The organism is Sporanaerobacter sp. PP17-6a (genome assembly GCF_900095615.1).
In the GTDB taxonomy this organism is placed as follows: Bacteria; Bacillota; Clostridia; order Tissierellales; family Acidilutibacteraceae; genus Acidilutibacter; species Acidilutibacter cellobiosedens.
In genome coordinates this window covers 67,257-92,835 of sequence record NZ_FMIF01000028.1, presented here as the reverse complement: position 1 = coordinate 92,835, position 25,579 = coordinate 67,257, and the positions used below count along the sequence as shown (strand labels likewise).

Sequence of the window (25,579 nt, the reverse complement as noted above, 5' to 3'; positions counted from 1 at the left end):
CTGTCAAAATTGTTTTTATCACTTTTTTCCTTCCACAATTGATAAATTCCTGTATTTTTCATTTCTACTACTAATTTTATAGGCCGCTTCTTTATCTAAAATAAGCGTCACATCCGGATGCAATTGCAATATTGATCCCGGAACTTTAGGAGTAATCGGTCCATTTACGGCATGGTAAACAGCTTCCGACTTTTTGATACCGCTGGCCAACAGCAAAATTTTTTTTACACTCATAATAGTTTTTATTCCCATACTTATAGCTTTGGTCGGAACTTCTTCGACAGAATTAAAAAATCTTGAGTTTGCATTTATAGTGCCTTTATCTAAATGTACAAGATGGGTTACCCCTTCAAAATTCGCATTAGGTTCATTGAACCCTATGTGGCCATTTCTGCCTATCCCGAGAATCTGTAGATTTATTCCCCCTGATTCTTTGATTAAATTTTCATAGCTTGTACATTCCTTTTCTATATCATCACACATCCCATTTAACATATGAATATTTTCATCTTTTACATTGATATGATTAAATAAATAATTCTTCATATAAAAATTATAGCTCTGAGGATTTTCTTTTGAAATGCTATAGTATTCATCAAGATTGAAAGTTACAACATCACTAAAATCAATATATCCTTCCTTATATATTTTTACAAGTTCCTTATAGGTTCCAATAGGTGTATCTCCCGTTGCAAATCCTAAAACACTTTTTGGATTTAAAATAACTTGACTGGCAATAATACTGGCCGCCCTTTTGCTCATTTCATCATAATCATTTACGACAACAACATTCATGTCATTACCTCCCAATATTACTTAAAATTACAAAATCAACATACCATTTTAATTTTTACTATTGTTGTACTATATTTGTTATCTTGTATATACAATTATAAAAAATTCCAGCTTACTTGTCAAATATACTGGCTAAAAAAACACTATATTCGCAATTTCTTTAATTATTTCGCTCTTTGAAAATTTACCTAATATATCCATCCTCATGACCAGTTTTGAAAATAAAGCATTATCTTGGCTATTATATTTATGTCTTTCAATAACGTTCTCTAAAAATTCCTCATAACCGTATATTTTAAATCTTTCCATTTCATATTCTTCGGCCAAATATTCTAAAAACATTATTAAGATATCTTCATAATCATTCTTTTTATCTAATCCAAGAATATTATTCAGTTTTGGTATTATAAATTCAAATAACGCTCTTCTATAAGGAACTTCTTCTATTTTTAATATTTTCCCAATTTCAAGGATTTTCTCTTCATTCAAGTTTAAAAGAACATCAACAAAATAATTTTCGTCTTTCTTTGGAATAATATAATATTTATTTCCTTTGAGTTGTTTAATAGCTTTAAAAGCATCAAAATATCCAAGCTTCAAATTAAACCTACAGGTTTTCGTATCAAAGTCCAGAGTCCTTCCCAGACTTTCTCTCGGAGAAATATATCTTATATTTAAATTTTTTTTATTTATCCTTCTATTTCTTCCTAAACCATGAGTTCTGACAACAATTAAATCCTCATAACCTTTATTTATTAAAAGTCCCATAGGAACATTATCATAGATACCTCCATCTATAAAGTCCTTCCCATCGATCTTTTCCCTCTTAAAAACGGGAAGATAAGCACTTGCCATTAAATATTCCACTAACTTTCCTTGAGGAATATCTTCAATATAAATTTCAAGAGGTTTTAAATCTGTTAAAGAAACTGTCACAATTCCAAAATCCTTTCCAGACCTTCTCACCTTTTCTTCATTTATCACATCATAGAGAAGTTCCTTTAATGGAGTTATATCAACACCTTTTTCGGAAATTACTCCCTTTATTTTTTCTGATATATCTTTTATATCTTCAATTTTCAATTTTCCCTTTTTTATCTTTTCTATATCCTCATCATTCGCATTAATAACTCGAGAATAAGTCATGTTATTCCACAACTCATAAGCTCTATCTATATCTTCTTGGGCAATCATCGCTCCGTTTAATGCTCCTACAGAGGTTCCGGCTACTCCGTCTATTTCCACTCCCATTTCTTTTAAAGCTTTATAAGCACCAATATGGTATGCTCCTTTTGCTCCACCACCTTCTAATACTAATCCTCTCATTAAGTTCACCTTCTTTTCCCTTATTCTTTCGTTACAAACTTATAAATTGGAATTTATATGATATTCCTACCTTTTTTAAATATTTCACTGTTCCATCTTTTAAAATCTTAGTATTAAAATTTTTTGATATATTATTCAGATAATTAGTGGTTCCCAACCCTTCTTTTTCCGTTACAGAAATTGGCCTGGATTTTATTATTTTCATGGGGATAACTTCTACCTCAGATACCTTTTTATCCACAATTTTAACCTGACCTATCATAGTTTTTGTGCTTAATTTATCTCGAGAGTTAAATACAAAATTCCCAAGACTATAAAAAATCGGTTTTCCCTTATATATTTCTATCCCCTGAAGCACATGGGGATGATGTCCCATAATTATATCCGCACCAGAATCTATGGCTTTCCTTGCAATAGATATTTCATTTTTTCTGGGAATATCATTTCTTTCAATTCCCCAGTGAATAGAAAGAATTACTATATCTGCTTTCTCTTTCATATCTTTAATTTTTTTATACATTTCATTTACATAAGGTTCATAAGCACTTATGATTCCTGCTCTTTTATCCGTAGCATACCATTTTACGTCGGGAATTACTCTTGAAAAAGCAACTATTCCTACTTTCACTCCATTTTTTTCAATTACCACTCCATTCATTGCTTCCTTTTTTGTTCTTCCCGCACCCGTATATTTTATCCCATAGCTGTCCAAATATTTAAATGTATCCAAAAGTCCGTCATAGCCATAATCCATAACATGGTTATTTGCTAATGTAACTAATTCTATATTTGCATCTTTTATCCCTTGAAGATCCTCAGGGTTCATCCTGAAATTAAACTGTTTATCTTTCCATTTAGTGCCTTTATTAGTAACACTGCATTCCAAGTTTCCAACATTTAAATCCTCTTTCTTCAAATAAGTTTTTGCTTCTTTCCATGGGTACTCAGTGCCTTCTTTTTCAATATACTTTTTAATAGTTCCGTCAAGAAGTATATCTCCCACTAAATTTATATCTATACTTCCCTTAGGTTTCATTTCCTCCGCGGACCCTACACTATTTAAGAAAATTAAGATTATTATAAAAATGAATAAGTATTTCTTCATAGGCGTTACCTCCCCTAATTAAAAGTTCTTCCACATATATTCTATGCACAAATTAGGGTAAAATACTTTCTAATACTCTCACAAAATTTCCTCCAAGTATTTTTTTCACAGTTTCCTCTTTATACCCTCTATTTATAAGTTCTTTAGTAACATTAGGAATACAAGTACAATCTTCCAATCCAACTGCCCCAAAGGATCCCAAATACATGTTGAAATCAAATCCCAGTCCTACATGATCCTCCCCCGCTGTTTCTATCATATACTCCATATGATCCATATAAGTTTCCAAAGTTTCTTTCCCTTGTCCTTCTTTACTTGTAAAATAAGAATTAAGCCCTATAACTCCTCCAGTTTTAGCAATTGCTTTAATTTGATCATCAGTTAGATTTCTCACATGATTTGTAATTTTTTTGGCGTTTGAATGAGAAGCTATAATTGGCTTTGTCGAAATAGCAACAATATCCCAAAATCCTTCTTCATTTAAATGGGAGACATCCACTATTATCCCCAACCTGTTCATTTCCTTTATTGCTTCTTTTCCCATTAAACTTAAACCTCCATTTTCATATGTTCCGCTTGCCAAATAATTTCTCCAATTCCATGTAAGCATTGCACATCTAAGGCCAAGTTCATAAAAAACTCTAAGCATGGAGACTTCATTACTTATAAACTCCAATCCTTCGGCCGACAAAACAAATCCTATTTTTTCCCCTTTAAGTACTTCATTTAAATCATCTTTAGTTTTTATAAGTATTGCATCGGAACAATTATCCAATTCTCCATACAACTCAGAAATCTGAATCATCGCTTCCTTTAAAGAACCTTCCGGATGAAGCTCTTCAAATAAATCTATAAATACAATATTGACTCCTCCTCTTTTTAATAAAGGTATATGAGTTTCAGTTAATATTCTCTTTTTCTTCATCCTATTTTGATACATATGAAGAGGTATATCCGAATGAGCATCTATAACTATGGAATTCTCGTGAATATGTTTATAATTCATAACAGCATCTCCTTTTATTAATAAAATTGTAATATACTTACAATATATATTCTAAAATACTCCAGCAACTTTAGGTTTAATAATCATATATCTCAAGCATTTTTACTACCGTTATTGTCATAAAGCACTTGATCAAACACTATACATAATGCCAATATAAAAGCCGGATCTTCATCTCCGAATATTTCCACTCCATAAGCATCTGAAATGGAAATCCACTTTTTATTTACCCTACAAATTTCGTTTCCATCTTTAAATATGGAAAAGTCATGGGCAAATATATCTCCTTCCAACGTAAAATCTCCAAAATCACTAAAAATATTGAATTTAGGTCTAAAAAATGTGAACTCCTTTTTTACATTAGCTACAATCTTATCTCCCATATATATATAATATTCCGGTAAAAATTTAAATATTTTTTGTTCAATGTATATTAAGTTATTTCCCGACATATCAAATATGTTTAGTTTATTTCCGAAAGAAAAGACCTTTCCTGCTACCTCATATACATTTCGTCCCGATTCGTCCTGGATATCAAATTTATCACCGATAGAAAATATTCTTTCTCTTACTAAATATCTCATTTTATCAGTCCCTCCTTATTTAAAATAACTTGCAGATATTATATTTATTGAATTGTTTCAATAATATTATATAATATTATTAATCAATATCATAGGAAAGAAGGAATTATATTGGAAAGAAGAGATAAAACTAATTATTATTTAGATATTGCGGAAGTAGTAGCAGAAAGAGGGACATGTCTTAGAAGAAATTTTGGAGCAATAATTGTAAAAAACGATGAAATTATCTCTACAGGATATACAGGAGCACCAAGAGGCAGAAGTAACTGTTGCGATTTAAAATACTGTATTAGAGATAAGCTCAACATTCCAAGAGGTACTCAATATGAACTGTGCCGTTCTGTTCATGCAGAAGCAAATGCAATCATCAGTGCATCAAGAAAAGATATGATTGGAGCAACATTATATCTTGTGGGAAAGGAAATGAAAACAGGAGAATTAATTCTCAATGCCAACCCCTGTTCAATGTGCAAAAGATTGATAATAAACTCTGGAATTGAAAATGTAATAATCAGAGATTCTAAAGATGATTACAGAACAATCAATGTAAGATATTGGATTGAAAATGATGAATCATTAAACGGAACTGCAGGATACTAATCATTGTTCTTTAAAGCCGATTTAGCAAGCCCATCGGCTTCTTCATTATATTTATTACCGCTGTGGGCTCTTACTTTTATAAATATAACTTTTAACTTGTCTTTAATTGAATTATAATATTTATTATACTCCTTTGTTTCCGTTTTATTTCTTTTCCACTCCTCTGTACACCATTTTTCAATTCCCGCATAATCATAGTAAAGATATAATGTACGAATGTTTCTTTCTAAAGCAATTTTCATAGCCGTCATGGAACCGTCTATTTCTCCCGCAACATTTCTCATATCAGATTTTTCTTTTTTATTATCCCTTCCTTTATACACCTCTTTTCCCTTCTTTGTAATAAGAACAGCTCCATATCCATAATATCCTGATTCTTTATCAAAGCTTCCATCTACATAGGCAATCATCTCTCCATCCTCTAAATCTTCAACCTTTTTATCTCTCCTAACTATTCCTTCATTTTCTATTCCATTTAAATAATCTTCTGCTTCCTTAAGCGTTAAAAAACTTTTATATTCCGCTTGAGGATACCCCTTTACCTGTTCTTCGCATTTTCCCCAACTATTATATATACCTATGTTTATACCTTTTTTTACAGCGTAATATTTTTTCTTCATAATTCACCTCAAAACATTTTATATTTATAGGGTACCAAAAATCAGCAACTAAAACAATATATTATTGAAATACCATTACAATTTTCATAAGAAATTTAACACATATGTCCATGTTGTCTTTAATAGTATATTAATATCGTATTATTAGAAGGTATAAAGTTTTTTTGAAGAATAAGAGGAAAATTATGGAGAAAGATGCATTTATAAAGAATTCAATTTTACTTATTCTATCAAATCTCATCACGGGAATTTTAGGATTTATGTATTCCATAGCCCTCTCAAGAGAATTGGGAGCCGACGGAATGGCCCTAAACGGCCTTATTATGCCCATAAATAGGATATCCCTATGCCTGATATGCGGAGGAATGTTAACCGCCCTATCCAAAATAATAGCCGAATATAAAGTAAAATATCAGTATAATAATATTATAAAAAGTATGAGGACAATACTTACATTAAATGTAATATGGGCCATTTTTATTATATTTATATTGTTTCTATTGATAAATCCAATAAGTGAATTTATTATAAAAGACGAAAGAGTCATTTATGCTTTAAGAATATCCTGCGGCACCATATTCTTTATGACTCTTTCCAATACATTTAAAGGTTATTTTTATGGTATTGCTAATGTAGGAATACCAGCAGTAATTGATGTTTTTGAAAAATCGGCAAGAATATTTATAATATCATTTATATTCAAATTCTATTCCCCCGGCTCAATTACGGCTAAGGTAACAGCCGCAAATATAACTATATCATCGGGAGAATTCATATCCCTTGTTTTACTGTTTCTATATTATAAAGTAAATATAAAAAAATATCATAATCGTTTTTCCGAACAACCTGATAGAACCAAAACATTAATAAAAAATATTCTTGTTATATCACTTCCTTTATGCTTAAACGAATTCATATCTACAATATTTTTTACCGTATCTACCCTCCTCATCCCCAAAAGATTAGTAGCTGGAGGCATCCCCTACGAAGAAGCATTAACTATGATAGGAAAATTTTCTAATATGTCTGTAAATATTGTTTCTCTGCCCATGATTATTATATTTGCTATTTCTATCGTTCTAATTCCTGATCTGTCCCAAAAATTAGTTATAAAAGACAAAGAAGCAGTAAAAAAAAGAATTAGTTCCGTAATTAAAATTTCTTTTATTTTAGGACTTTCTGTATTAATAATATGCTTAATTTGGGGAGACAATCTGGGAAGAGTATTCTATAACAGAAATGATCTGGGAAACTATATTCGATTTGCTGCACTGTCTGCCCCCATATCATATACTGCTGCTGCTACAAACAGTATATTAAACGGATTGGGAAAGCAAAAAACCATCCTCAAAAATTCTTTAATAGCAGCCGTAATTGAAATCTTGATTATATTTTTTCTTACGGCCGTCCCTTCCATAAATATTTTAGGATGTGGAATAGAGATGATTGTAACAGCCATTGTAACATTAATCATGAATGGAATTGAAATCAATAAATTTTTAAATTTAAAATTCAGTTTAACAAATATCATAATATACCTTCAGTTGGCTTTGTTATTCTTCTACTGTATAAAAATAGCTTCAAATATAATAAAACTAATATCCTTTTAAATTTTTAATATATTTTCAATAATTACTATACTTGAAAAATAATAGTATAATAAAATTACATAAGAATATATTAAAGGTTAATCAATAAACAGAGAGTGTCAAAATTTAAAATAGTAATAAAAAGGTGGAGTATTTATGAATCTGAAAGGTAAGAGAATAGTTATTACTGGTGCATCTTCCGGAATCGGATGGGCTCTTTTAAAGCGATTATCTGCATCCGGAGCTTCTGTAGTCGGTGTATCAAGGAATCCTCAGAGAATTATTGATGAACTGGGAAATCGTGGCATAAAGACGATTACATGTGATGTATCTGACCCTATTCAAGTTGATCGCATGCTTGAAGAAGCGACCGAATTAATGGGTGGAATAGATATATTTGTCGCAAATGCAGGCTTTGCATATTACGGCAAAATTGGAAACTCAAATTGGGAGAAAATCGAACAAATATATAAGACAAATGTAATATCCCCAATTTATACTTTACAAAAACTAACTGAAAATAACAAAACGGAACCCTTAATCTTTATGGTCACCATTTCTGCTTTAGGAAAAATGGTACTCCCGGGATTTTCCCTTTACAATTCTACAAAATTTGCACTTGACGGATTTGTACGAACATACCGTATGGAACGCCCCAAAAATGTCAAAATAATACCTGTTTATCCCGTTGCTAATTTTACGCCGTTTTTTGAAAAAGCCGGAGGCCCCGATACTCCCATGCCATTATTGGCTCGCCAATTTCCGTCTATGACGGCTTTATGTATGAAAATAGGATTACAAGTAGAAGCCCGTTCAGTTTATCCTTCAATAATTTTTATTATACGTTGTATTTTATCAAGGGTTACACCTGTTGATGTTCTCGTACAAATTGTTGAGCGAATTCGATTTTCCGGATGGTTGAAAAGGCATGGAGAAAGAAATTGAAGGAATAAAATTAGGGGTTACCTCTTTTTGAGACAACCCCTAAATCTATCTTTACTTACTTTCTTTTCTGCGATTCAAATATATCCCTGAATCCTTTGGCCCTCTTTGTTATTTCATCAAATTTCCCTTCTTCTACAAGTTTATTGCTTACAAGGGAACTTGCTATTCCTGCGGAACATGCTCCTGCTTTTAAGAACGATCCAAAATTATCAAGATCTATTGCTCCTACTGCCATCATTTCCATTTGTGAAAGAGGTCCTTTCAACTGCTTTATATAATTCGGCCCGAAAACTCCTGCCGGAAATACTTTTATGATTTGCACTCCATTTTCCCATGCTGTTACTGCTTCTGTCGGAGTGGCAATCCCCGGAACGGGAAGTACGCTGTATCTTTGACACATTTTTACCATTCCAAGATTTAAAGAAGGTGACAATACAAATGCTGCTCCCGATAATATAGCTGTTCTTGCTGTTTCAGCGTCCAAAACTGTTCCTGCTCCTATCAGCATCTTATCTTTATATTTAGCTACTAACTCCTTTATCATTTCAGAAGCTCCTGGAGTATTGAAGGTAACTTCTATTGTATTTACTCCTCCTGCAAGTAATGCATCTGCTATCTTACACAATGATTCAGCTGATGTTCCTCTTACTATTGCACAAACTCCAGATTCTTTAATTTGTTCCAGTACCTCATAAGCCTTCATTATTAATTCCTCCTATAATTTAATTATTTACAATATGAGCTCCCGGCTCATTATTCAAAACAAATACAACATTGTTTGCAGCTGCAACCCCCATATTATTTACAGCCGTAGATGTATATCCTCCTATATGGGGAGTTATTATAACATTGTCAAGCTTTAAAAGAGGGCTTCCTACTGGAGGCTCATGTTCCACGGCATCCAATGCTGCTCCTGCAATTATATTTTTCGAAAGTGCATTATATAATGCATCTTCATTTACAATACCGCCTCTCGCTGCATTAATAAGAAATGCAGTGTTTTTCATCATTTTAAGCTCTTTCTCTCCTATAAGATTTTTTGTTGATTCCATTAATGGAACGTGTATAGTTATTATATCCGATTTTTGTAAAATTTCTTCCATAGAGCAATATTTTGCACCGTATTTTTCGGCAAACTCATGATCAGGGTATACATCAAAACATAATACATCCATCTCAAATCCTTTTGCTCTTTTGATAACTCCCTTGCCTATACTTCCTGTTCCTATAACTCCTATAGTCTTTTTATATACCTCTGTGCCTAATACTCTGCCCCAGCCTTCGCTTTTTACTGTATTATTTGCTCCGACTATATTTCTTGCTATGGCAATCATAAGGCCAATTGTTAAGTCAGCTACCGAATTATTATTGGTATTAGGTGTATTTGTCACAACAATTCCTTTTTCCTTTGCAGCTTTTATATCTACATTATCATATCCGATGCCATATCTTGATATAACCTTTAGCTTGTTTCCCGCATCAATTACTTCTTTTGTTACTTTGTCGTTACCTGCTATTAATGCATCGGCATCTTTTATTAAAGGTATCAGTTCTTTGGCATTCAGAGGTTTTTCTATTGGAATTTTATGCACTTCACATCCGTTTTTTTCTAATATATCAAATGGCTCTGTGCTACTCTTACCAAAAGATCGTGCTGTAACTACAACTTTATACTTGGACATTATATCAACCTCGATTCTTAATTTTGTTCATCTAATTTTACATAATTTAATTTTACTATTACATTTGATTTTTTGCAACTATTTAATAATACCTTTTCGTGCCATATCTCTTCATCAAAAAAGTATCATTCTCACCAATTTTCAAAAAATTTAACATCATCGTAAAACGGAAAATCTGCTAATTGAATGTTAGCAGATTTTCCGTTCTTCACTTTTTAAGATATTATTTAAACACCTTTACTCTTTCTTCTAAAGGTTTAAATTCCTTTTCTCCCGGCAATGAGACTGATTTCCCGAAAGGAAGCTGAGCGATTAGTTTCCAATTATCCGGTACATTAAATGTTTTTTTAACTTCTTCATCTATCAATGGATTATAGTGCTGAAGAGATGCCCCAAAACCTTCCATTTCCAAAGAAGTCCATATTACAAATTGAAGCATTCCTGAGCTTTGCTGAGACCATTTGGGAAAATTTTCTTTATATGTAGGAAAATTTTCCTGAAGTTCTTCAACTACATCCTGATCTTCAAAGAAAAGTATCGAGCCATACCCACTACGAAAAGAATTAATTTTTTCTTCCGTATCGGAAAAATTCTGTGGCGGCACAATTTTTCTCAACTCTTCCTTAGTAATATCCCATAGTTTATTATGATTTTCACCTAACAAGACCATAACTCTTGCACTCTGAGAATTAAATGGACTTGGGGAATGTTTAACTCCATAATTGACTACTTCCAATATTCTTTCGTCAGAAATTACATTTTCCTTACTTATACCATAAAAAGAACGTCTATCTTTAATGGCTGCATAAAAATCTTTATTCATTCAGATACCTCCTTATCTTTTTACCATACTGACAAGTTCATGATGATTTTATTTAACATTTCTGCTTTAATCTATTTCATATTTACCCTTAAAATTTATTAATAATCTAATTATTAATTATATATCCAATTATTTGATGCTGAGCAGTATTTAAACTTAAATTTTCTTAGGACCTCTTCAAATTCTGGATATATCCTGCTGATTTAGAAAGCTTTTTCTTTCACTTGAATCAAAACATACTTTACCTTCAACATATGTCATATGAACGTTAAAATTATCATCCAGTATTACAAAATCCGCGTCTTTTCCTTCTTCAATGCTTCCCTTTTCATCGTACACATTAGACAGTTTTGCCGGAAGAGATGATGACATTTTAATTACATCTTCGATGGAATATCCCAAATAAGCCATGTTTTTAAATCCATACAAAAGATTTTTAGTACTCCCTGCAATAGTTCCGTCGGATAATCTGCTGCTTTCTTCATCTATTATTATCTCTCTTCCCGAAAAATCATATTTCCCAGGTCTCAATCCTGAAGCAACTATTGAATCAGAAATCATACAAATTTTTTCCGGAGACTTAATTTTTAAAATCAATTTGAGCATATCCGGATGAACGTGTATAAAATCACATATCAATTCACAATACACATTATCATCTAACAAATATCCTCCCAAAGCTCCCGGTTCCCTATGGTGTATTGAACGCTGGGCATTACACGTATGATTTGACAGTGAAATCCCCCATTGAATTCCTTTCTTGGTTTCTTCTATTGTCCCATTTGTATGTCCCCCGGCCACTAATATTCCATTACAAGTCAAATATTTAATCAGTTCTTCCGCACCGTCCAGTTCTGGAGCAACAGTTACATGAATGATGTTGTTACCGCTTTTTTCTATAAAGGATTTCATTAATTCAACTGACGGTTTCAATAAATTTCTTACTAAGAAAACACCTTTCTTTTCAGGATTTAAGAATGGACCTTCCATATGTATTCCTAAAATTTTAGCTCCTTCATAATATCCTTTAATTACAGAGCCTATTGTATTCAGATATTTTTTTATACTTTCAACGTCTTCTCCTCCCAAGGTAGGTTGAAAGCTTGTAACTCCAATAGACGGAAGATATTTGCACATCCCCTTTATTTGTCTTTCATCTTCTGAACTGACTGTCCAACCTCCTGAACCATGAATATGAATATCAATCAATCCTGGTATTATTAAATTATTTTCGGCATTTATAAATTCCAATTCTTTGTATCTGCTTAAATCCTCTTTTTCTATGATTTTCTCTATAATTCTTCCGCTAATTATGATTCCTCCGTCGATTACTCCATCAGGAGTATATACCCTCTCACTTCTAACAATAAATTTTTTCAATTATGTTCTCCCCCTATGTTTATAATATTTTAATCAAACTCATTACGTTCTGGGTTATGAAATCCCCCGTGAATTTCCCAAAGGGAGATGACCAGGCTTCATAATCCCCATCTTCATAAGATTCGGGAGTATAAACATAGCCCACCATTCCATTCGTATATCCTGCGATTATAACGTTATTAAAATCGGATTCTCTTTTTATATCAAACCCGTAATCATTAAACAATTCCACAGGAACACCTACAATCAATATATCTCCCAATTTTATAATCTGAATAGGCAGTTCCAAATTTATATTTTCCAAGACGTCAATCAGTTTCAATGATATACTTGCCCCTTGATATTTTGTTATTATACTTCTCATATTTTGAGGTGAAATATTTGAATCATTTTTTGCCTTATTTAAGTCATATAATGTCCTTCTGTAATATTCCATTGCCTCCTTGCGGTCCGGTATTTCCTTCTTAGGAAATTTAAAATATCTTTTAATTCCATTTATTTCGTAATTATTCTTATCTTCTTTATTATCATAGGCTTCCAATACACTTTTAAATACAAGGCCACCCATTCTTTTAACTTCGTTAAAATCTTGGGCTTTTCTGGTGAACCTTGTACTCTGATTACCACAAGCGCCGTTTATAAACATACATACGCAATTATTTTTAAAATATTCTTCGACTAAATTCTGAACAACTCCGGGATAATCAGCAGATATATACTCATTATCAGCACCTAATACAGTAGGATGACAGGAATAATTGACTATTACTCCCAGCGGTAAATTATTTTCAGCAATAAGAAATATCACATTAACCGAATCATCTACAGGACCTTCTTTACATATTCTGTTTGAAGCCACTCCAACACATTTAGATTTTCCGTATGCTAATCTTATCTGTCTTAAATCCTTGGCGGACTTTAAAGCATTTTTAATCATAGTATCAATTATATATTCTTTTAATTTTTTATTTAATCTACAAGAAAAATTCTTTTCATCAAATTCCCAGTTAATAATATGAGGTGCCGAGTGGGTATGTGTCGCACAAATAAATATATTTTCCTCCGGGATATTTATTTCTTTTTTAATTCCAGAAACAACTTTATCGACTAATTCTTCATCTACTCCCAACAGATCATTAGATATAACAATTATAGTTTTCTCCCCATTGGAAACCGTAAGAGCCTTTGTATATATATTGTCATGTATTCCCTTGCTCCCATTTTCCCTATCTGCATAGCCTGCCATATATACACCTGTTGGCACGTTTAAAGGGGTTGCCGATGTATTTGCTTTAAAATTTAAATTCAAGCTATCCACTCCTTCATAATATTCTTCATTTTGTTATAAAAAAGGCATTTAATGAAACCCTTAAGGCAAATTATGACTTTTATATGGGTTATAAAACATGATGTTATGTTGTATATACATCTTTAAAATCATTTCTGACTACAAATAATCTAAAATTATAATTTTCTTTTTAAGATAGCTTCATACTTATATATATCACATCTGTATATGGATTTTGTATATTCAACTATTGTATCATCATCGCTATATGTGGTTCTTTTAAATAATAACCCTAACATATTTTCATTCACATTAAACAAATCGGCTTCATAAGGTGTAAGAATCACAGGTTCTACAGTTTGGGTTCCATATTTTAATTTAATTCCGTACTTATTCTCAAATAAATAATATAAGGAATTCTTTTCGGACTCCTCTCTACTGAGATTTGGAAAATTTTTTTCCGGAAGATATGATATCTCTAAGGCTATAGGTTCTTTTCCGGCAAACCTTATCCTTTTAATAACATATATCATTTCTCCCTTTTTCATATGAAATATCTTTGATATTTTCTTTTCTGGTATTTCCTTATTAAAATATAATAATCTATTAGTTACGTTATATCCTTTAGATTTCATCTCCTCTGTGAAACTGAGTAACTGAGAAATATTTTTCTTCTGCTTCGGATAAGACACAAAGGTACCTTTGCCTTGTTCTCTATATAACATTCCCTCATTTACTAAATCCTGAATAGCCTTTCGGACTGTCATCCTGCTTATTCCATGAAATTTACATAACTCCATTTCTCCAGAAATAATTTCTCCTGGCTTTAATTCCTCATTTTCAATCATTTCTCTTAATATTTCTCTTAACTGATAATATTTAGGGATAGGACTATTTTTATCTATTTTTTTCATTTGCACCGACCTTACTTATTTTAATTAATTATATCTATAAATTTATCAAATATTTTAAAATAATTCAATAGACCTGTCCTCCAAAATTTTACTGTATTGACAAATATGCTTCTTCCAACAGCTTATGTGATTTCATACTTTCCTCAAAGGTAGGAGTTACTTCATTAACAATTTTGTTATTAATTACATTTATTATCATATTCAATAAACTTGCAGTATGCATATCAACCATGAATCCCATAGACATTCTTGGATTAGGATATATGCTGTTCAGGTAATTTGTATAATTATCCGAATTTATTATTTCTGATATATCCCGGGAGTTTCGTGAATTATAAATACTGTAAACAGGTTCATAAGGATTTTTATCTGATATCTTAACATATCCATTCGTCCCGTATATTTCAATTTCAAAAACATCATAAGGGTTATAAGAAACCTTCGACACCTCTGCAGTTCCTACAGCGCCATTTTTTAACTCCAAGGTCATAAGGCCCCAATCATCAACATCTACTTTTTCCATCTTTTCTCCATTTTCTGACGGTCTTTCTTTAATAACGGTATTTGCCTTTGCACTAATTTTATCCACATTTTCATAACCAAGTAAAAATACTAATGCATCCAACAGATGTATGCCTAAATCCGCTATAGCTCCTCCCCCGGACATACTTTTTTTCAATCTCCATGTAATCGCTCTTTTAGGATTTAAATAGCTGCTGTGAAAAAACTGGCCTCTGAAATTAATTATTTCTCCTATACAATTATTCTTTATTATTGCTCTTGCCTTACTTATAGCAGGCATAAATCTATATATTAACGCTACTTGTGTAATAGTTTTTCTTTCTTCAATTAAATCCAAAATCTGTAATCCTTCCTTCGAATTTACTGTCATCGGTTTTTCACAATATATATTTGAACCTTTTTTGATAAAAAAGCTTGACTGTTCGAAATGCAGAAAATTAGGTGTACAAATATCTATCATATCTAAGTTTTCCTCTTTTAAATCATATATGGAAGATACAAGATTATCAAATCCTGTACCCTCCAAATTTTGAGTTTTACTGCTTACCATTGCAGACAGTCTATATACATTACCATACTGAGGAAATATTATAGGTATAACCTTATATGCAATATTATGGATTTTCCCTATATACCCATACCCTATTAACCCAACATTAATTTTTTTCACACTATTACCCTCCTATGTCTTAAATTAATAATATGATATCATTTTCTATACAGTCTGTCCGCATATTTTTCTAATAAATTCAGGTTGTGTTCAGGACCGCCATCGATATTGGCGCTCAGATATACCGGCGGAACATATCCTCTGCTTAACATTATCTCAACAGATTCTAAGATGGTAGCATTAAGAAGTATCGCTGCAGTAACAGATGATGTCCCACATATTTTGTTCGGCATGCCGGGAAGACTTACAGCCGCATCTCCTTCAACCCCTTTGTTGTCAAGAATCACATCTGCAAATTCATACAATTTTTTTCCGGAAGAATGCCTTGAAGTCATGGTTTTGGATACATCAAGGGAAGTGACAACTATTATTTTATTTCCTTTTTGCTTTACTATATCAGCAATCTCAATGGACATTGGATTTCTTCCCGAATTAGATATTAATACAAAACAATCATTATCTCTTATATCAACCTGTTCCATAAATTTCGTCCCCACGCCTTCAATCATCTCGTACTTTCCCCTCGAATATTCCTCAAGAGCCTTTGCCGGAATCAATCCTCCTGCCCTGCCGGCTATTTCTATAGCACCGGCATAAGAATGTCCGCTTCCAAAAGTCTGCAATATTCCCCCAGCCATAATTGAATCTGCTATAATTTTTCCTGCATTCCTTATATTATCCCCTTGAGTTTCTTTAACATCCTTAATCATCTTTTCAATAATATCAAAATATAGTTCGTATCCCATAGAAATTCTCCTCCTTAAAACAAATTATTTTTTAATCAATTCAATACCTTTTTTAGATAATCCATAAAATCGGTTTCAGAATCAGCGGGAACCATTTTGGCCGTCAACTTTATTCCCATGTCCCTTAGTTTCAAGAAATATTCTACGTCTTCTTGGCTTACCTTTATATTTCTTTTTATTTGAACTGTCCCTTCTCTATGGGCCATATTCCCTACATTTATAACCTTCAAATCTACTCCTAATTGAATCAAATCATAAGCATCCTTAGGACTTTTAAATATCAAAAATACCCTTTGATTTTCATATTTTCCGGCTTTAATATTTTCTGCTGCTTGTTCTTTTGTAATAATGGATGTACTCACTCCCGGAGGTGCTGCCAACCTTAAGACACTTTTCTGTATGCTGTTGTTTGCTACTTCGTCATCCGCAATCATTATTCTGTCTACCTTTAATGAATTACACCAAAAAGCCGCTACCTGCCCGTGAATAAGCCTGTCATCTATCCTAACATGTATTATGCTCAAAGTTAAACCTCCTTTAAATATTTTATAACCCATAGGAAAGCTATATTCTCATTAATCTACGCTTGACCTTAAGTGGGTTTTATTAAAGAGAGTATTAATCTTTTAATACTCTCTTTAATATTAATAATTTAAACTGACAAAATTGTTTTTAACTTAATATTCCAAATGCCCCTAATATAATAGAAATAGCTAAAAGAATCCATATTGCTTTTGTCGAAGTCATCTTTTTTCTTCCCAACAGCCAATATACAAAGAACACTAAAGCCACAGGAACCAAAGAAGGCATTATCTGATCCAATATTCCTTGCACTTCCATACTTACTTCTCCTGACTTAAAAACTGCCGGTACTGAAGGAGTTATCACCGTAGGAATCAATGCTCCCACAACAGTTAAGCCAAGAATGCTCGCCACTTCTGTTATGCTTTTTAATGTTCCCTCCATTACGGTGGCAATCTTTAACCCTTGAGTATATCCTAATTTAGTAAATTCCCATCTTATAAACCATCTTGCTATATTCCATATTAACCATATCCAAATTCCCAATGAATTCCCGGCTAATGCCATATAAGCGGCAATAGATCCAAATACGGTATTGGCAATAACTCCAAATATGGTATCTCCTACTCCTGCAAAGGGCCCCATAAGCCCCGTTTTAATTGCTGTAATGGTTTCTTCCGATTCTAATCCTTGATTTTCTTCTATAGCAACATTAGCTCCCAAAATCAGATGTGCCATATCCGGTTCAGTATTAAAAAATTGAAGATGTAATTTTACTGCTTTCTTTAAATCTTCCTCTTTAGTATAAAGTTTTCTCAGCACAGGCATCATGGAAAAGCAATAACAAAGTCCTTGCATTCTTTCATAATTCCATCCTGTTTGCCCGCCTAAAAGCCATCTGAGGTATACACTTTTTAAATCCTTTTTTGTTATTTTACTGGAATCAGCAGACCCATTACTCATCTTCGTTAGCACCTCCCGTCAAAGCACTTCTAACATCTTTCTGATTTCTTTGATATACCAATAGTCCTAAGGCCATTCCCACTATAGCAACTCCAACCATCGGCACTTTTAGATAAGCTGCTAAAACAAATCCAATTAATAAATAAGACGAATATTTTTTTACTGGTAAGTATCTTAATAATATGGCAATTCCCAATGCAGGAAGTACCTTCCCTGCTACAGATAATCCGCTGGTTAACCAACTTGGGAATACCTTTACAAGCTGTTCAACTATTTCATGTCCAAACAGCAAAGCTACAAATACAGGTATTGCACGAGATAATCCCCATGGTATAATTCCCAAAATATTCATTGTTTCAACTTTCTTAAAATTACCTTCTTCAGCATATTTGTCTGCTCTATGTTGGAAAAATGTGTTTGCAAATCTTGCCAATACATCAAGCTGTACCAATAATAACCCTATAGGCACTGCAAGACCTATGGCAAATTCTATTCCTTGACCTGAAATAACTCCAAAAGCAGTTCCGATTATAGCTCCTGTCATGAAATCGGGAATCGATGCTCCCCCGTAAGTTCCTACTCCCAAAATCATCAATTGCAAGGTAGCTCCTACAGCTAACCCCAATGTAACATTTCCCATTATAAGACCTGTAAAAAATCCTGCCTGTATTGGCCGACTTAATCCTATGTCGGTTTCCAAAGCATCATAAATGGCTACAAAAGCATAAATAGTCAGCAATAAAATTTGAACAAAGGTAATCTGCATACTACTCCCACCTTCCTTTAATTAATAGATATTTTCCCTATTATCCTCCTTTCTGTTTTTATTAATGAGTATTTCTAAGATTTATATAAATTTGCTGCTCCGATTATTCATCTTCATTCTTAATTTTATTATTTTTTACTATAGCGTTTACATCTGTTATTCCGTTAACTCCGGCATTTATCAAATTTTGAATTGAATCTTTCAGATTATCGGTTCTCCTGTTCAAGGCTTCAAGCAATAGTAAAAAATTAAATCCTGCTATTATATAAATTTTTTCGAAATGGTTCAATATTCGTGATATAGATATATTACAGGGAGTTCCGCCATATAAATCTGCCAGAATCAAAATTCCATCTTCGGTATATATCTCCTCTGCCATATTAAATACTTTATCTCCATAAGCAGATATTTCTTCTCCCGGCTCTATTCCAATAGCTTTGACATTTTCAATTTTACCCATAATCATTTCGGCAGTATTTAAGTAACTATCCGCTATATTACCATGAGATATTATTAGTATATTGTACATATGTTGTCTCCTATTCTCTTTATTTAAAAAAATATAAAGCAAGGACCATGCCAAATAGTTTTACACATCTGCTTTGCACGGTCCTTATTGTTGAAATTTCAACTTTTTAAATCAAGTTTTACACTTAAAATTTGATAGAGATAATATATCTCGCTAAGAGGTATAGTAACACTATAATAGCTTTCTATATAACTAAAACTACTTCTTACAATATCAATAAAATCTTTGTTTTCTTCTCTAAATGCTTTTATGTTTTCTATATCTTCTTCTTCCAACTGAGTTTTAGTTACCAATCTTTCTATTAAACAGCTTAAATGTATATATAAACATATAATTGTATCATTGCTGAATTGTTTCTTTAACTTATATTGTAACATCTCAATTGCATTTTCCAGCTGATTAACTATTTTATCCGGATTTAAAATAGTTATATAACTCAAAACCCCCTCTAAAGTAAAATACTTCATTATGGACTGTTTAACCTGAAAAACTTTTTGTTTAGGTATAATATCTTTTAATATCCGGTCAAAAACATAGCCTTCATTATCGGAAATGAGATCTTCCAAATATAAAAACGGTACTTCTTTTATTCCTGGATTCTCGGTACCAATAATGGCTAGTACATCAAATTTATTGAAAATATCATCATTATACTTGTTCTTCTCCAAATCCAAATAATTACAAACTATAAAATTAGCATTGGGAGGATGTTCACTTAAACTCTTTATTAAAAGATCTTTTATCTTTATAGCAGTACCAATTCCAGTAAAACAAGTAACTATAATAGCTTTTTGTCTTTTTTGTTCAGTATATATAATTTTACATTTGTATCCATCGAGATTTTCTACATTGTTTATTATTTGTTCTATGGATAAATCTTGATTTATATCACTGCCCACTTTTAATGCCAATTTCGTAGTTAAATTGTTTATAATACCTATATCTCCATGATGTACTCTTTCCAGTCCCTTATATATTTCTTCCAAAGAACCCATGTCAACTAAGATAATTACCCCTTTGGACGTATTTACCTCTTTAAAATATTGTTTTAATTTTTCTACAATATCTGCTGTAGTAGTATCTATGGGCATATCAAAGGATTCAAAAATATCAATTCCAAGCAGATGATTGGCCACATTGGCAATACTACTAGCCGTAGAATATCCATGAGCTATTAAAACAGCCTTTATTTTCTTTGAGTAATTTTCTTCTCCTGAATTGATCAAATAGAGTATTATAATTACCATTTCCACCTTCCCAAGGGATATGTCCAAATTAATCTTTATAAAATTTATAATTTTATATGTAGTGTCATATTCATGGGGATAACTATATTTTAATATATCAACATATTCATTTATTTCAGATTCATAGTCTTGCAACATCAAACTATATTGGTGCTCCATGGACGTCTGTATAAAGCAGGCAAACTTATAAATATTATTATCTGTATATCTGATATCGTATTTAGATTTTAATATTGAAAACATATCCTGAATACATTTATATAAGATATAAAATCTCTCATGCCTTATATCCTCACTGCTGTAAGAATTCATGTTTAATATTAATTTCTTAAAATATTCATCTATTAGTTTCTGAATCTTCTTTATTAAAAAATCATCTTTGTTATCCATCTTTATTTCAGAAAGTAATTTCAACACGGAATCATAAAATTGGATATGAATTTCATTTTCAAAATTTTTCTCAAGAAAATTTATGTCATCAGATTTGTTTATTATCAGGTCTTCTGTTATATATCCCTTATAAAGACTGTCTATATAGTTTGTCTTACTATTTATAGCATTTTTTACTAAATATTCTGGAAGCATCATAAAATCAATATCTATAAACTCCCTTTCTCCTCTTTCCATAATGTCTTCCCTATTATATGCTCTGGCACATGTAATTGTGATATCATTTTTCAATTGCCCTATATTTCCTTCAAAATCAGCGTCCATAAGTATTTTTAGAGCGTGTCTCGATATTCTTATATTATGGCTTATCAAATGTGACTCTTCTTTAAAAAAATGATATATAAGCTGAAATTTTTCGTTAAGAGGCCTGTCTCTTAACGGCGGTTTCTTTATTATTATGGGAATTCTTCTCAAAAAAGTATTCAATAAAACAGCCTTTGGATCTTCTGTAGTTGCAAATATAAACCTAACGTCTGCCTTTCTATATACTTCGTTTTCTCCAATTCTCGCAAATATTCCCTTGTCCATGAAAAAGAAAAGTTGCTCTTGTCCTTCCGGAGGGAGACGGTGTATTTCATCCAAAAAAACATAACCACCATCAGCATTTTCTATAATACCTTCTCTATCAGTTTCAGCTCCCGTAAAAGCTCCCTTCTTATATCCAAATAACGCTGCAGATAGGAGCTCTTTATTGTTAGAATATTTTGCACAATTAAAAGTTAAAAATGGAGCATCTCTTTTTATATATCCATTAGCCCTTGCATATTCATAAATCTTTCCTGCTAAGAAACTCTTCCCTGATCCGGTAGAACCTACAATAAGAATGGATAAACCTTTTGGAGGATACTTTACCGCAATCTTGCACTGTTCAATTTGATAAGCCAAACTACCGTTATATCCAATCACATCCATAAAAACGTTTTCTTCGTTCTTCAAAAAAATTTTGGGATCTTTTTGTTTTTCTTTTATTTCCATTAATTCTTCAAAATTTTTATAAATTAATTCCCCTCTCAATTCAACATCAAAACTATTTTCAAAGATTTCCAAATCTATAAAATATACCGGTCTCGTATTAATTTTTATAATTTTCCCTTCTTTGTTAAGGACACTGAGGCAATGGCTTATCAAGCTTCTGTTAATCGATGTCTTTTCAAACAATTCCTGAGCAGTTATTCCAAATTCTTTTATCCCGTTGTTTATTCTTTCTAAGTTATTCTCTTTTACTTCCTTTATGATTATTTCTCTATTTGTCATTACACTTACCCTCCCTTCTTCAGTTATTATTTAATTATCGATAAAAAGTCTAAAAATGTAATATTGTATATACAATTGTTGCTTTTTATTATATATTCTATAAACTGAAAAGTCAATTCTTTATGACATAGAAAAATCCCAAAGAAATGTTATCTAAACCTTCTTTTGGGATTCTATTCCAGTATTGTTTACCCCACTTCCCATTTATTCTTTTCCCTCTGTCACCTTTTATCAATTTGGACTTCAAAAGTGTTCCTCTCTCCCGGATAACGAGCTATTGATAATTCAATAGCCCGATCCATTTGGTCAAAAGCAATAGTTTTCACATAGTGAATTGCAGTATTTCGTTTTACTTGCAATAATTTTGCATCCTCATTATTTATAATTCTTGCGCAAACAAACCTATTGGCTTTAAATACAGTGGTATCATAATCTTTTTCAAAAATATCATATAGAGATAAATTCTCAAAATCATAATTTTCTAATCCGTCAAAATATTTTAACGGTATATAAGTATCCACGAGCACAATTGGAATATCATTTCCATATCTTAATCTTTTAATATGGAGGCATTCTTCATCCTCATTTAATTCCAATGGAGAGAAAATTGCTTCGTCATATCCTACCTTTTTTAACTCCAATACCTTGGTGGATGGTCTTAATCCCTCTCTTTTCATTTCTTGATAAAAACTCGATAATTCTTTAAAGAAATTTTCTCTCACTTCTCTTTCTCTAACAAAAGTCCCTTTTCCTTTATATCTAACGATAACTCCTTCCGAAAGCAGCTCTGCATAAGCTTGTCTTACTACTGGCCTTGAAATTTTTAAAGTTTCGCATAATTCTTGCTCGGTTGGCAATTTATCATTAGCTTTAATCGTTCCATCTTCGATAGCTTTTATAATGCAATCCTTTATCTGGGAATAAAAGGGTGTAGAAATATGCTTATTAATTTTAATATATTCCATATAATTCTTCCTCTCAAAAATTATGTGATAACATAATAACACAAATTTATATTATTATATTATCATTTTAAATATGAATGTTCAAGTTAAGAGTAATATGGTGAATAACCTCAATTTTATGCATTTTATTATAATTTTATTCTTTATTATTTCCCCCAATTATATTATAATAATGTTATTACAATCGAAAGGGTGATAACTATTGATTGGAACAATTATAACGGGGCACGGAATGTTTGCATCCGGGATGTTAAGCTCATTAAAATTAATTGTCGGAGAAATGGAAAACATTTTTGCAGTTGACTTTTCCCCTGAAAATTCGCCGGAAGATTTAGAAAAAGAATTAAAACAAGTTTTAAAAAAATTAAGTTTGTGTGACTCAATCGTGATTTTTACCGATATCATGGGGGGTACCCCTTTTAAAACTTCCGTAACTTTGACAGTAGAACTAAAAAACTGTTACATTATCTATGGTACAAATTTACCTCTGTTGTTGGAATTCAGTATGTTGGAAAAAGAAAATAACGACATGATTTCCCTTATTAATCAATGTATATCTACAGGGAAAGAACAAATGCGTTTATTTCAATTTAAAAAGTTCGATTTCACAGAAGAAAATTATGAAGATGGCATATAAATAGTAAAAAGGCTTCTATTAAAACATTAATATATTCAGGAAGCCTTTTTTAGAACCTATTTAAGACAAAGTACATATTAAGAGAAAATATAAATATAATTAATCATTATTTAATCCTTTCGCACTAAAATACCAATAATAAAGTTCTTTATTTTTAGGATGGTTATATCCATTACAGCTTTCATACAACCTGCGTGCAGGTAAATTATCGGTCTGGGTGATCAGATAAACATAATGAAGATTTTCTTTTTGGGCATATTCAAGGGCCATATTTAATAATTTTTTAGCAATCCCTTTTCTCCGATATTCTGCGGATACACATACGTGATGTATATATAACATATCATTCCCATTATCAATTCTCGGCAGTTGATAACCTAATACATAGGCAACAACATTTTCATCTTCAACACATGCATAAATTATATTTCTCTTATCAGATAAAAATTTAACTGATTTCTGACGATCTACAGGTTGATGAAAAAAATTAGAAATTATTGAATTTAACTCCAACTCGTTTTTTTGATTTAATTTTTTAAGTTCCATCATCTGGTCACAGTTTTCTTTGATACTCCTTCCGGAGCATCCGGATTATATCCTCTTGCTATAGAAAGGAGACAAGAGAACATTTGAGAAAATATTGTACAAGAGAAAACCGCTTTTAAACCTTCATGATTAGTCGGCAATTCAATAATTTCATCAGCATCTTTTATTAAATTTTTATTGTTTGTAACAACCGTACTAAATATCTTATATTCTTTTTTAAGACGATTATATAAACTAATGATACTATCGTTTGTATGGTTATCAGCTATAAAGAAAATTGTTGGTATAAATCTTCGAGTTGCGGCAATAGGTCCATGTTGATAATCACTGGAAGCATAACATTTTGCATCTAAGTAGCTTGTTTCCTGAATTTTTAATTCTGTCTCTAACCCAAGAGCATACAATAAGCCGCGCCCAAATATAAGTATGTTACTTGCATTTCTGTAAAGAGGAATAATTTTTCTTATTTGGTCCTCAATCAACAAGGATTCACTTACAATTTCTTTCAAGTGCAATATTTCATCAATAAAATCGTTGTTATCGCTTATATAAGCAGCTAAAGCAGAAATAATCGCAAGTTGAGTGATGTACGACTTTGCTGCAGTGACACTCAGCTCAGGGCCACATTCACAGTTCATATAATAACTTCCTACTCTGGTCATTAAGGAATCTCTTACATTAGTAATACTTACACAAACTCCTCCTTGATTTTCGCATGCCTTCATTGTTTCATAAACATCTTGAGCTCCTCCCGACTGAGAAACTCCAATTAAAAGTATATTACTATAATCAGGAATTGCCTCATAAGACGTAATAACCGACGGAGAAGCAATAGATGCCGTCATTCCACAATAGATTTCAAATAAATATTTACCTACTTGGCATGCATGCTCACTCGAACCTCTGGCAGCAAATACTACTGTATTTATTTTTCTTTTCTTTACCTCGGCTGCAATGGACTTAATCGTCTCCATATTAAATTTAACAGCATTTTCAACTGCTTGTGGTTGTTCAAATATTTCTTTCCACATTTGAGATTTTGAAGTATCGTACATTTTATAATCCCCCATCTTCTAAAGTTATTTGTATATGGAATATAGAAGGC

General features: G+C 31.8%; 26 protein-coding genes. 4 read left to right on the top strand and 22 right to left on the bottom strand.

Features of this window, described 5'->3' with window-relative positions:
* Window positions 1-18 precede the first annotated feature (18 nt).
* The 5 genes from nagB to PP176A_RS12070 all read right to left on the bottom strand — a co-directional run bounded on the left by nagB (window position 19) and on the right by PP176A_RS12070 (window position 4,816).
* A complete protein-coding gene (nagB, locus tag PP176A_RS12090; protein ID WP_071140737.1) occupies window positions 19-795 on the bottom strand; it encodes a glucosamine-6-phosphate deaminase in 777 nt (258 codons plus the stop codon).
* Window positions 796-927: 132 nt separating this feature from the next.
* Entirely contained in the window at window positions 928-2,121 is a 1,194-nt protein-coding gene (locus tag PP176A_RS12085) for a patatin-like phospholipase family protein (RefSeq protein ID WP_071140736.1), read from the bottom strand.
* Window positions 2,122-2,152: 31 nt separating this feature from the next.
* Window positions 2,153-3,226, bottom strand: coding sequence for a CapA family protein (locus PP176A_RS12080; RefSeq protein WP_071140735.1), 1,074 nt, complete (start codon window positions 3,224-3,226; stop codon window positions 2,153-2,155).
* Between the two features lie 52 nt (window positions 3,227-3,278).
* The gene (locus PP176A_RS12075) at window positions 3,279-4,232 is read right to left on the bottom strand and encodes a dipeptidase (protein WP_071140734.1); all 954 of its coding nucleotides are present in this window, start codon (window positions 4,230-4,232) and stop codon (window positions 3,279-3,281) included.
* A 92-nt stretch (window positions 4,233-4,324) separates the two neighbouring features.
* Window positions 4,325-4,816, bottom strand: coding sequence for an LURP-one-related/scramblase family protein (locus PP176A_RS12070; RefSeq protein WP_071140733.1), 492 nt, complete (start codon window positions 4,814-4,816; stop codon window positions 4,325-4,327).
* A 111-nt stretch (window positions 4,817-4,927) separates the two neighbouring features.
* Between PP176A_RS12070 and PP176A_RS12065 the strand changes: the two genes are divergently transcribed.
* Window positions 4,928-5,416, top strand: a complete 489-nt coding sequence (locus tag PP176A_RS12065; protein ID WP_071140732.1) for a deoxycytidylate deaminase — start codon at window positions 4,928-4,930, stop codon at window positions 5,414-5,416.
* Here the strand turns inward: PP176A_RS12065 and PP176A_RS12060 are convergent.
* Complete coding sequence (locus PP176A_RS12060; RefSeq protein ID WP_071140731.1) at window positions 5,413-6,036, bottom strand: ribonuclease H1 domain-containing protein; 624 nt, start codon at window positions 6,034-6,036, stop codon at window positions 5,413-5,415. The two genes, PP176A_RS12065 and PP176A_RS12060, sit on opposite strands and share 4 nt — an antisense overlap.
* A 185-nt stretch (window positions 6,037-6,221) precedes the next feature.
* Between PP176A_RS12060 and spoVB the strand changes: the two genes are divergently transcribed.
* Both spoVB and PP176A_RS12050 read left to right on the top strand, forming a co-directional pair.
* Window positions 6,222-7,646, top strand: a complete 1,425-nt coding sequence (gene spoVB / locus PP176A_RS12055; RefSeq protein WP_071140730.1) for a stage V sporulation protein B — start codon at window positions 6,222-6,224, stop codon at window positions 7,644-7,646.
* A 135-nt stretch (window positions 7,647-7,781) separates the two neighbouring features.
* On the top strand, window positions 7,782-8,570 hold the full coding sequence (locus PP176A_RS12050) for an SDR family NAD(P)-dependent oxidoreductase (RefSeq protein WP_071140729.1): 789 nt from the start codon (window positions 7,782-7,784) through the stop codon (window positions 8,568-8,570).
* 55 nt (window positions 8,571-8,625) lie between these two features.
* Here PP176A_RS12050 and PP176A_RS12045 read toward each other — a convergent pair whose 3' ends face one another.
* From PP176A_RS12045 to PP176A_RS11980, 14 genes are all read right to left on the bottom strand, one after another.
* Window positions 8,626-9,273: a bifunctional 4-hydroxy-2-oxoglutarate aldolase/2-dehydro-3-deoxy-phosphogluconate aldolase gene (locus PP176A_RS12045; RefSeq protein ID WP_071140728.1), complete on the bottom strand. Its 648-nt coding sequence runs from the start codon at window positions 9,271-9,273 to the stop codon at window positions 8,626-8,628.
* 19 nt (window positions 9,274-9,292) lie between these two features.
* Entirely contained in the window at window positions 9,293-10,252 is a 960-nt protein-coding gene (locus PP176A_RS12040) for a phosphoglycerate dehydrogenase (protein ID WP_071140727.1), read from the bottom strand.
* Window positions 10,253-10,475: 223 nt separating this feature from the next.
* The gene (locus PP176A_RS12035) at window positions 10,476-11,075 is read right to left on the bottom strand and encodes a nitroreductase family protein (protein WP_071140726.1); all 600 of its coding nucleotides are present in this window, start codon (window positions 11,073-11,075) and stop codon (window positions 10,476-10,478) included.
* Window positions 11,076-11,252: 177 nt separating this feature from the next.
* Complete coding sequence (gene nagA, locus PP176A_RS12030) at window positions 11,253-12,455, bottom strand: N-acetylglucosamine-6-phosphate deacetylase (protein ID WP_071140725.1); 1,203 nt, start codon at window positions 12,453-12,455, stop codon at window positions 11,253-11,255.
* Window positions 12,456-12,474: 19 nt separating this feature from the next.
* Window positions 12,475-13,764 (bottom strand): neutral/alkaline non-lysosomal ceramidase N-terminal domain-containing protein, encoded by a 1,290-nt coding sequence (locus PP176A_RS12025; protein WP_071140724.1) that lies wholly within the window; start codon window positions 13,762-13,764, stop codon window positions 12,475-12,477.
* 155 nt (window positions 13,765-13,919) lie between these two features.
* The gene (locus tag PP176A_RS12020) at window positions 13,920-14,657 is read right to left on the bottom strand and encodes a GntR family transcriptional regulator (protein ID WP_071140723.1); all 738 of its coding nucleotides are present in this window, start codon (window positions 14,655-14,657) and stop codon (window positions 13,920-13,922) included.
* Between the two features lie 88 nt (window positions 14,658-14,745).
* Window positions 14,746-15,849: a Gfo/Idh/MocA family protein gene (locus PP176A_RS12015; protein ID WP_071140722.1), complete on the bottom strand. Its 1,104-nt coding sequence runs from the start codon at window positions 15,847-15,849 to the stop codon at window positions 14,746-14,748.
* A gap of 38 nt (window positions 15,850-15,887) precedes the next feature.
* Window positions 15,888-16,595 carry an SIS domain-containing protein gene (locus PP176A_RS12010; protein ID WP_071140721.1) on the bottom strand — a complete coding sequence of 236 codons (708 nt, stop codon included), beginning with the start codon at window positions 16,593-16,595 and terminating at the stop codon, window positions 15,888-15,890.
* A gap of 35 nt (window positions 16,596-16,630) precedes the next feature.
* Complete coding sequence (locus PP176A_RS12005) at window positions 16,631-17,119, bottom strand: PTS system mannose/fructose/N-acetylgalactosamine-transporter subunit IIB (protein WP_071140720.1); 489 nt, start codon at window positions 17,117-17,119, stop codon at window positions 16,631-16,633.
* A gap of 148 nt (window positions 17,120-17,267) precedes the next feature.
* Window positions 17,268-18,080, bottom strand: coding sequence for a PTS system mannose/fructose/sorbose family transporter subunit IID (locus PP176A_RS12000; protein WP_071140719.1), 813 nt, complete (start codon window positions 18,078-18,080; stop codon window positions 17,268-17,270).
* Entirely contained in the window at window positions 18,073-18,846 is a 774-nt protein-coding gene (locus tag PP176A_RS11995; protein WP_071140718.1) for a PTS mannose/fructose/sorbose/N-acetylgalactosamine transporter subunit IIC, read from the bottom strand. Before PP176A_RS11995 ends, PP176A_RS12000 begins: the two co-directional genes overlap by 8 nt.
* A gap of 103 nt (window positions 18,847-18,949) precedes the next feature.
* A complete protein-coding gene (locus tag PP176A_RS11990) occupies window positions 18,950-19,375 on the bottom strand; it encodes a PTS sugar transporter subunit IIA (RefSeq protein ID WP_071140717.1) in 426 nt (141 codons plus the stop codon).
* A 98-nt stretch (window positions 19,376-19,473) separates the two neighbouring features.
* A complete protein-coding gene (locus PP176A_RS11985) occupies window positions 19,474-22,326 on the bottom strand; it encodes a sigma 54-interacting transcriptional regulator (RefSeq protein ID WP_071140716.1) in 2,853 nt (950 codons plus the stop codon).
* Window positions 22,327-22,547: 221 nt separating this feature from the next.
* Window positions 22,548-23,291 carry a GntR family transcriptional regulator gene (locus PP176A_RS11980; protein ID WP_071140715.1) on the bottom strand — a complete coding sequence of 248 codons (744 nt, stop codon included), beginning with the start codon at window positions 23,289-23,291 and terminating at the stop codon, window positions 22,548-22,550.
* Window positions 23,292-23,493: 202 nt separating this feature from the next.
* Between PP176A_RS11980 and agaF the strand changes: the two genes are divergently transcribed.
* A complete protein-coding gene (gene agaF, locus PP176A_RS11975; protein WP_071140714.1) occupies window positions 23,494-23,928 on the top strand; it encodes a PTS galactosamine/N-acetylgalactosamine transporter subunit IIA in 435 nt (144 codons plus the stop codon).
* Window positions 23,929-24,027: 99 nt separating this feature from the next.
* Here agaF and PP176A_RS11970 read toward each other — a convergent pair whose 3' ends face one another.
* Both PP176A_RS11970 and PP176A_RS11965 read right to left on the bottom strand, forming a co-directional pair.
* Complete coding sequence (locus PP176A_RS11970) at window positions 24,028-24,477, bottom strand: GNAT family N-acetyltransferase (RefSeq protein WP_071140713.1); 450 nt, start codon at window positions 24,475-24,477, stop codon at window positions 24,028-24,030.
* Window positions 24,474-25,529: an SIS domain-containing protein gene (locus PP176A_RS11965; RefSeq protein ID WP_071140712.1), complete on the bottom strand. Its 1,056-nt coding sequence runs from the start codon at window positions 25,527-25,529 to the stop codon at window positions 24,474-24,476. Before PP176A_RS11965 ends, PP176A_RS11970 begins: the two co-directional genes overlap by 4 nt.
* Window positions 25,530-25,579 lie beyond the last annotated feature (50 nt).

Excerpts from the sequence above, each read along its gene's own strand:
- PP176A_RS12050 (WP_071140729.1), top strand. The coding sequence starts at position 7,782 with ATGAATCTGAAAGGTAAGAGAATAGTTATTACTGGTGCATCTTCCGGA.
- PP176A_RS11970 (WP_071140713.1), bottom strand. The coding sequence starts at position 24,477 with ATGATGGAACTTAAAAAATTAAATCAAAAAAACGAGTTGGAGTTAAAT.
- PP176A_RS11985 (WP_071140716.1), bottom strand. The coding sequence starts at position 22,326 with ATGACAAATAGAGAAATAATCATAAAGGAAGTAAAAGAGAATAACTTA.
- PP176A_RS12000 (WP_071140719.1), bottom strand. The coding sequence starts at position 18,080 with ATGAGTAATGGGTCTGCTGATTCCAGTAAAATAACAAAAAAGGATTTA.
- PP176A_RS12080 (WP_071140735.1), bottom strand. The coding sequence starts at position 3,226 with ATGAAGAAATACTTATTCATTTTTATAATAATCTTAATTTTCTTAAAT.
- PP176A_RS12060 (WP_071140731.1), bottom strand. The coding sequence starts at position 6,036 with ATGAAGAAAAAATATTACGCTGTAAAAAAAGGTATAAACATAGGTATA.
- PP176A_RS12085 (WP_071140736.1), bottom strand. The coding sequence starts at position 2,121 with ATGAGAGGATTAGTATTAGAAGGTGGTGGAGCAAAAGGAGCATACCAT.
- nagB (WP_071140737.1), bottom strand. The coding sequence starts at position 795 with ATGAATGTTGTTGTCGTAAATGATTATGATGAAATGAGCAAAAGGGCG.
- PP176A_RS11965 (WP_071140712.1), bottom strand. The coding sequence starts at position 25,529 with ATGTACGATACTTCAAAATCTCAAATGTGGAAAGAAATATTTGAACAA.
- PP176A_RS12045 (WP_071140728.1), bottom strand. The coding sequence starts at position 9,273 with ATGAAGGCTTATGAGGTACTGGAACAAATTAAAGAATCTGGAGTTTGT.
- PP176A_RS11990 (WP_071140717.1), bottom strand. The coding sequence starts at position 19,375 with ATGTACAATATACTAATAATATCTCATGGTAATATAGCGGATAGTTAC.
- PP176A_RS12040 (WP_071140727.1), bottom strand. The coding sequence starts at position 10,252 with ATGTCCAAGTATAAAGTTGTAGTTACAGCACGATCTTTTGGTAAGAGT.
- PP176A_RS11980 (WP_071140715.1), bottom strand. The coding sequence starts at position 23,291 with ATGGAATATATTAAAATTAATAAGCATATTTCTACACCCTTTTATTCC.
- PP176A_RS11995 (WP_071140718.1), bottom strand. The coding sequence starts at position 18,846 with ATGCAGATTACCTTTGTTCAAATTTTATTGCTGACTATTTATGCTTTT.
- PP176A_RS12070 (WP_071140733.1), bottom strand. The coding sequence starts at position 4,816 with ATGAGATATTTAGTAAGAGAAAGAATATTTTCTATCGGTGATAAATTT.
- PP176A_RS12075 (WP_071140734.1), bottom strand. The coding sequence starts at position 4,232 with ATGAATTATAAACATATTCACGAGAATTCCATAGTTATAGATGCTCAT.
- PP176A_RS12020 (WP_071140723.1), bottom strand. The coding sequence starts at position 14,657 with ATGAAAAAAATAGATAAAAATAGTCCTATCCCTAAATATTATCAGTTA.
- PP176A_RS12035 (WP_071140726.1), bottom strand. The coding sequence starts at position 11,075 with ATGAATAAAGATTTTTATGCAGCCATTAAAGATAGACGTTCTTTTTAT.
- PP176A_RS12010 (WP_071140721.1), bottom strand. The coding sequence starts at position 16,595 with ATGGGATACGAACTATATTTTGATATTATTGAAAAGATGATTAAGGAT.
- spoVB (WP_071140730.1), top strand. The coding sequence starts at position 6,222 with ATGGAGAAAGATGCATTTATAAAGAATTCAATTTTACTTATTCTATCA.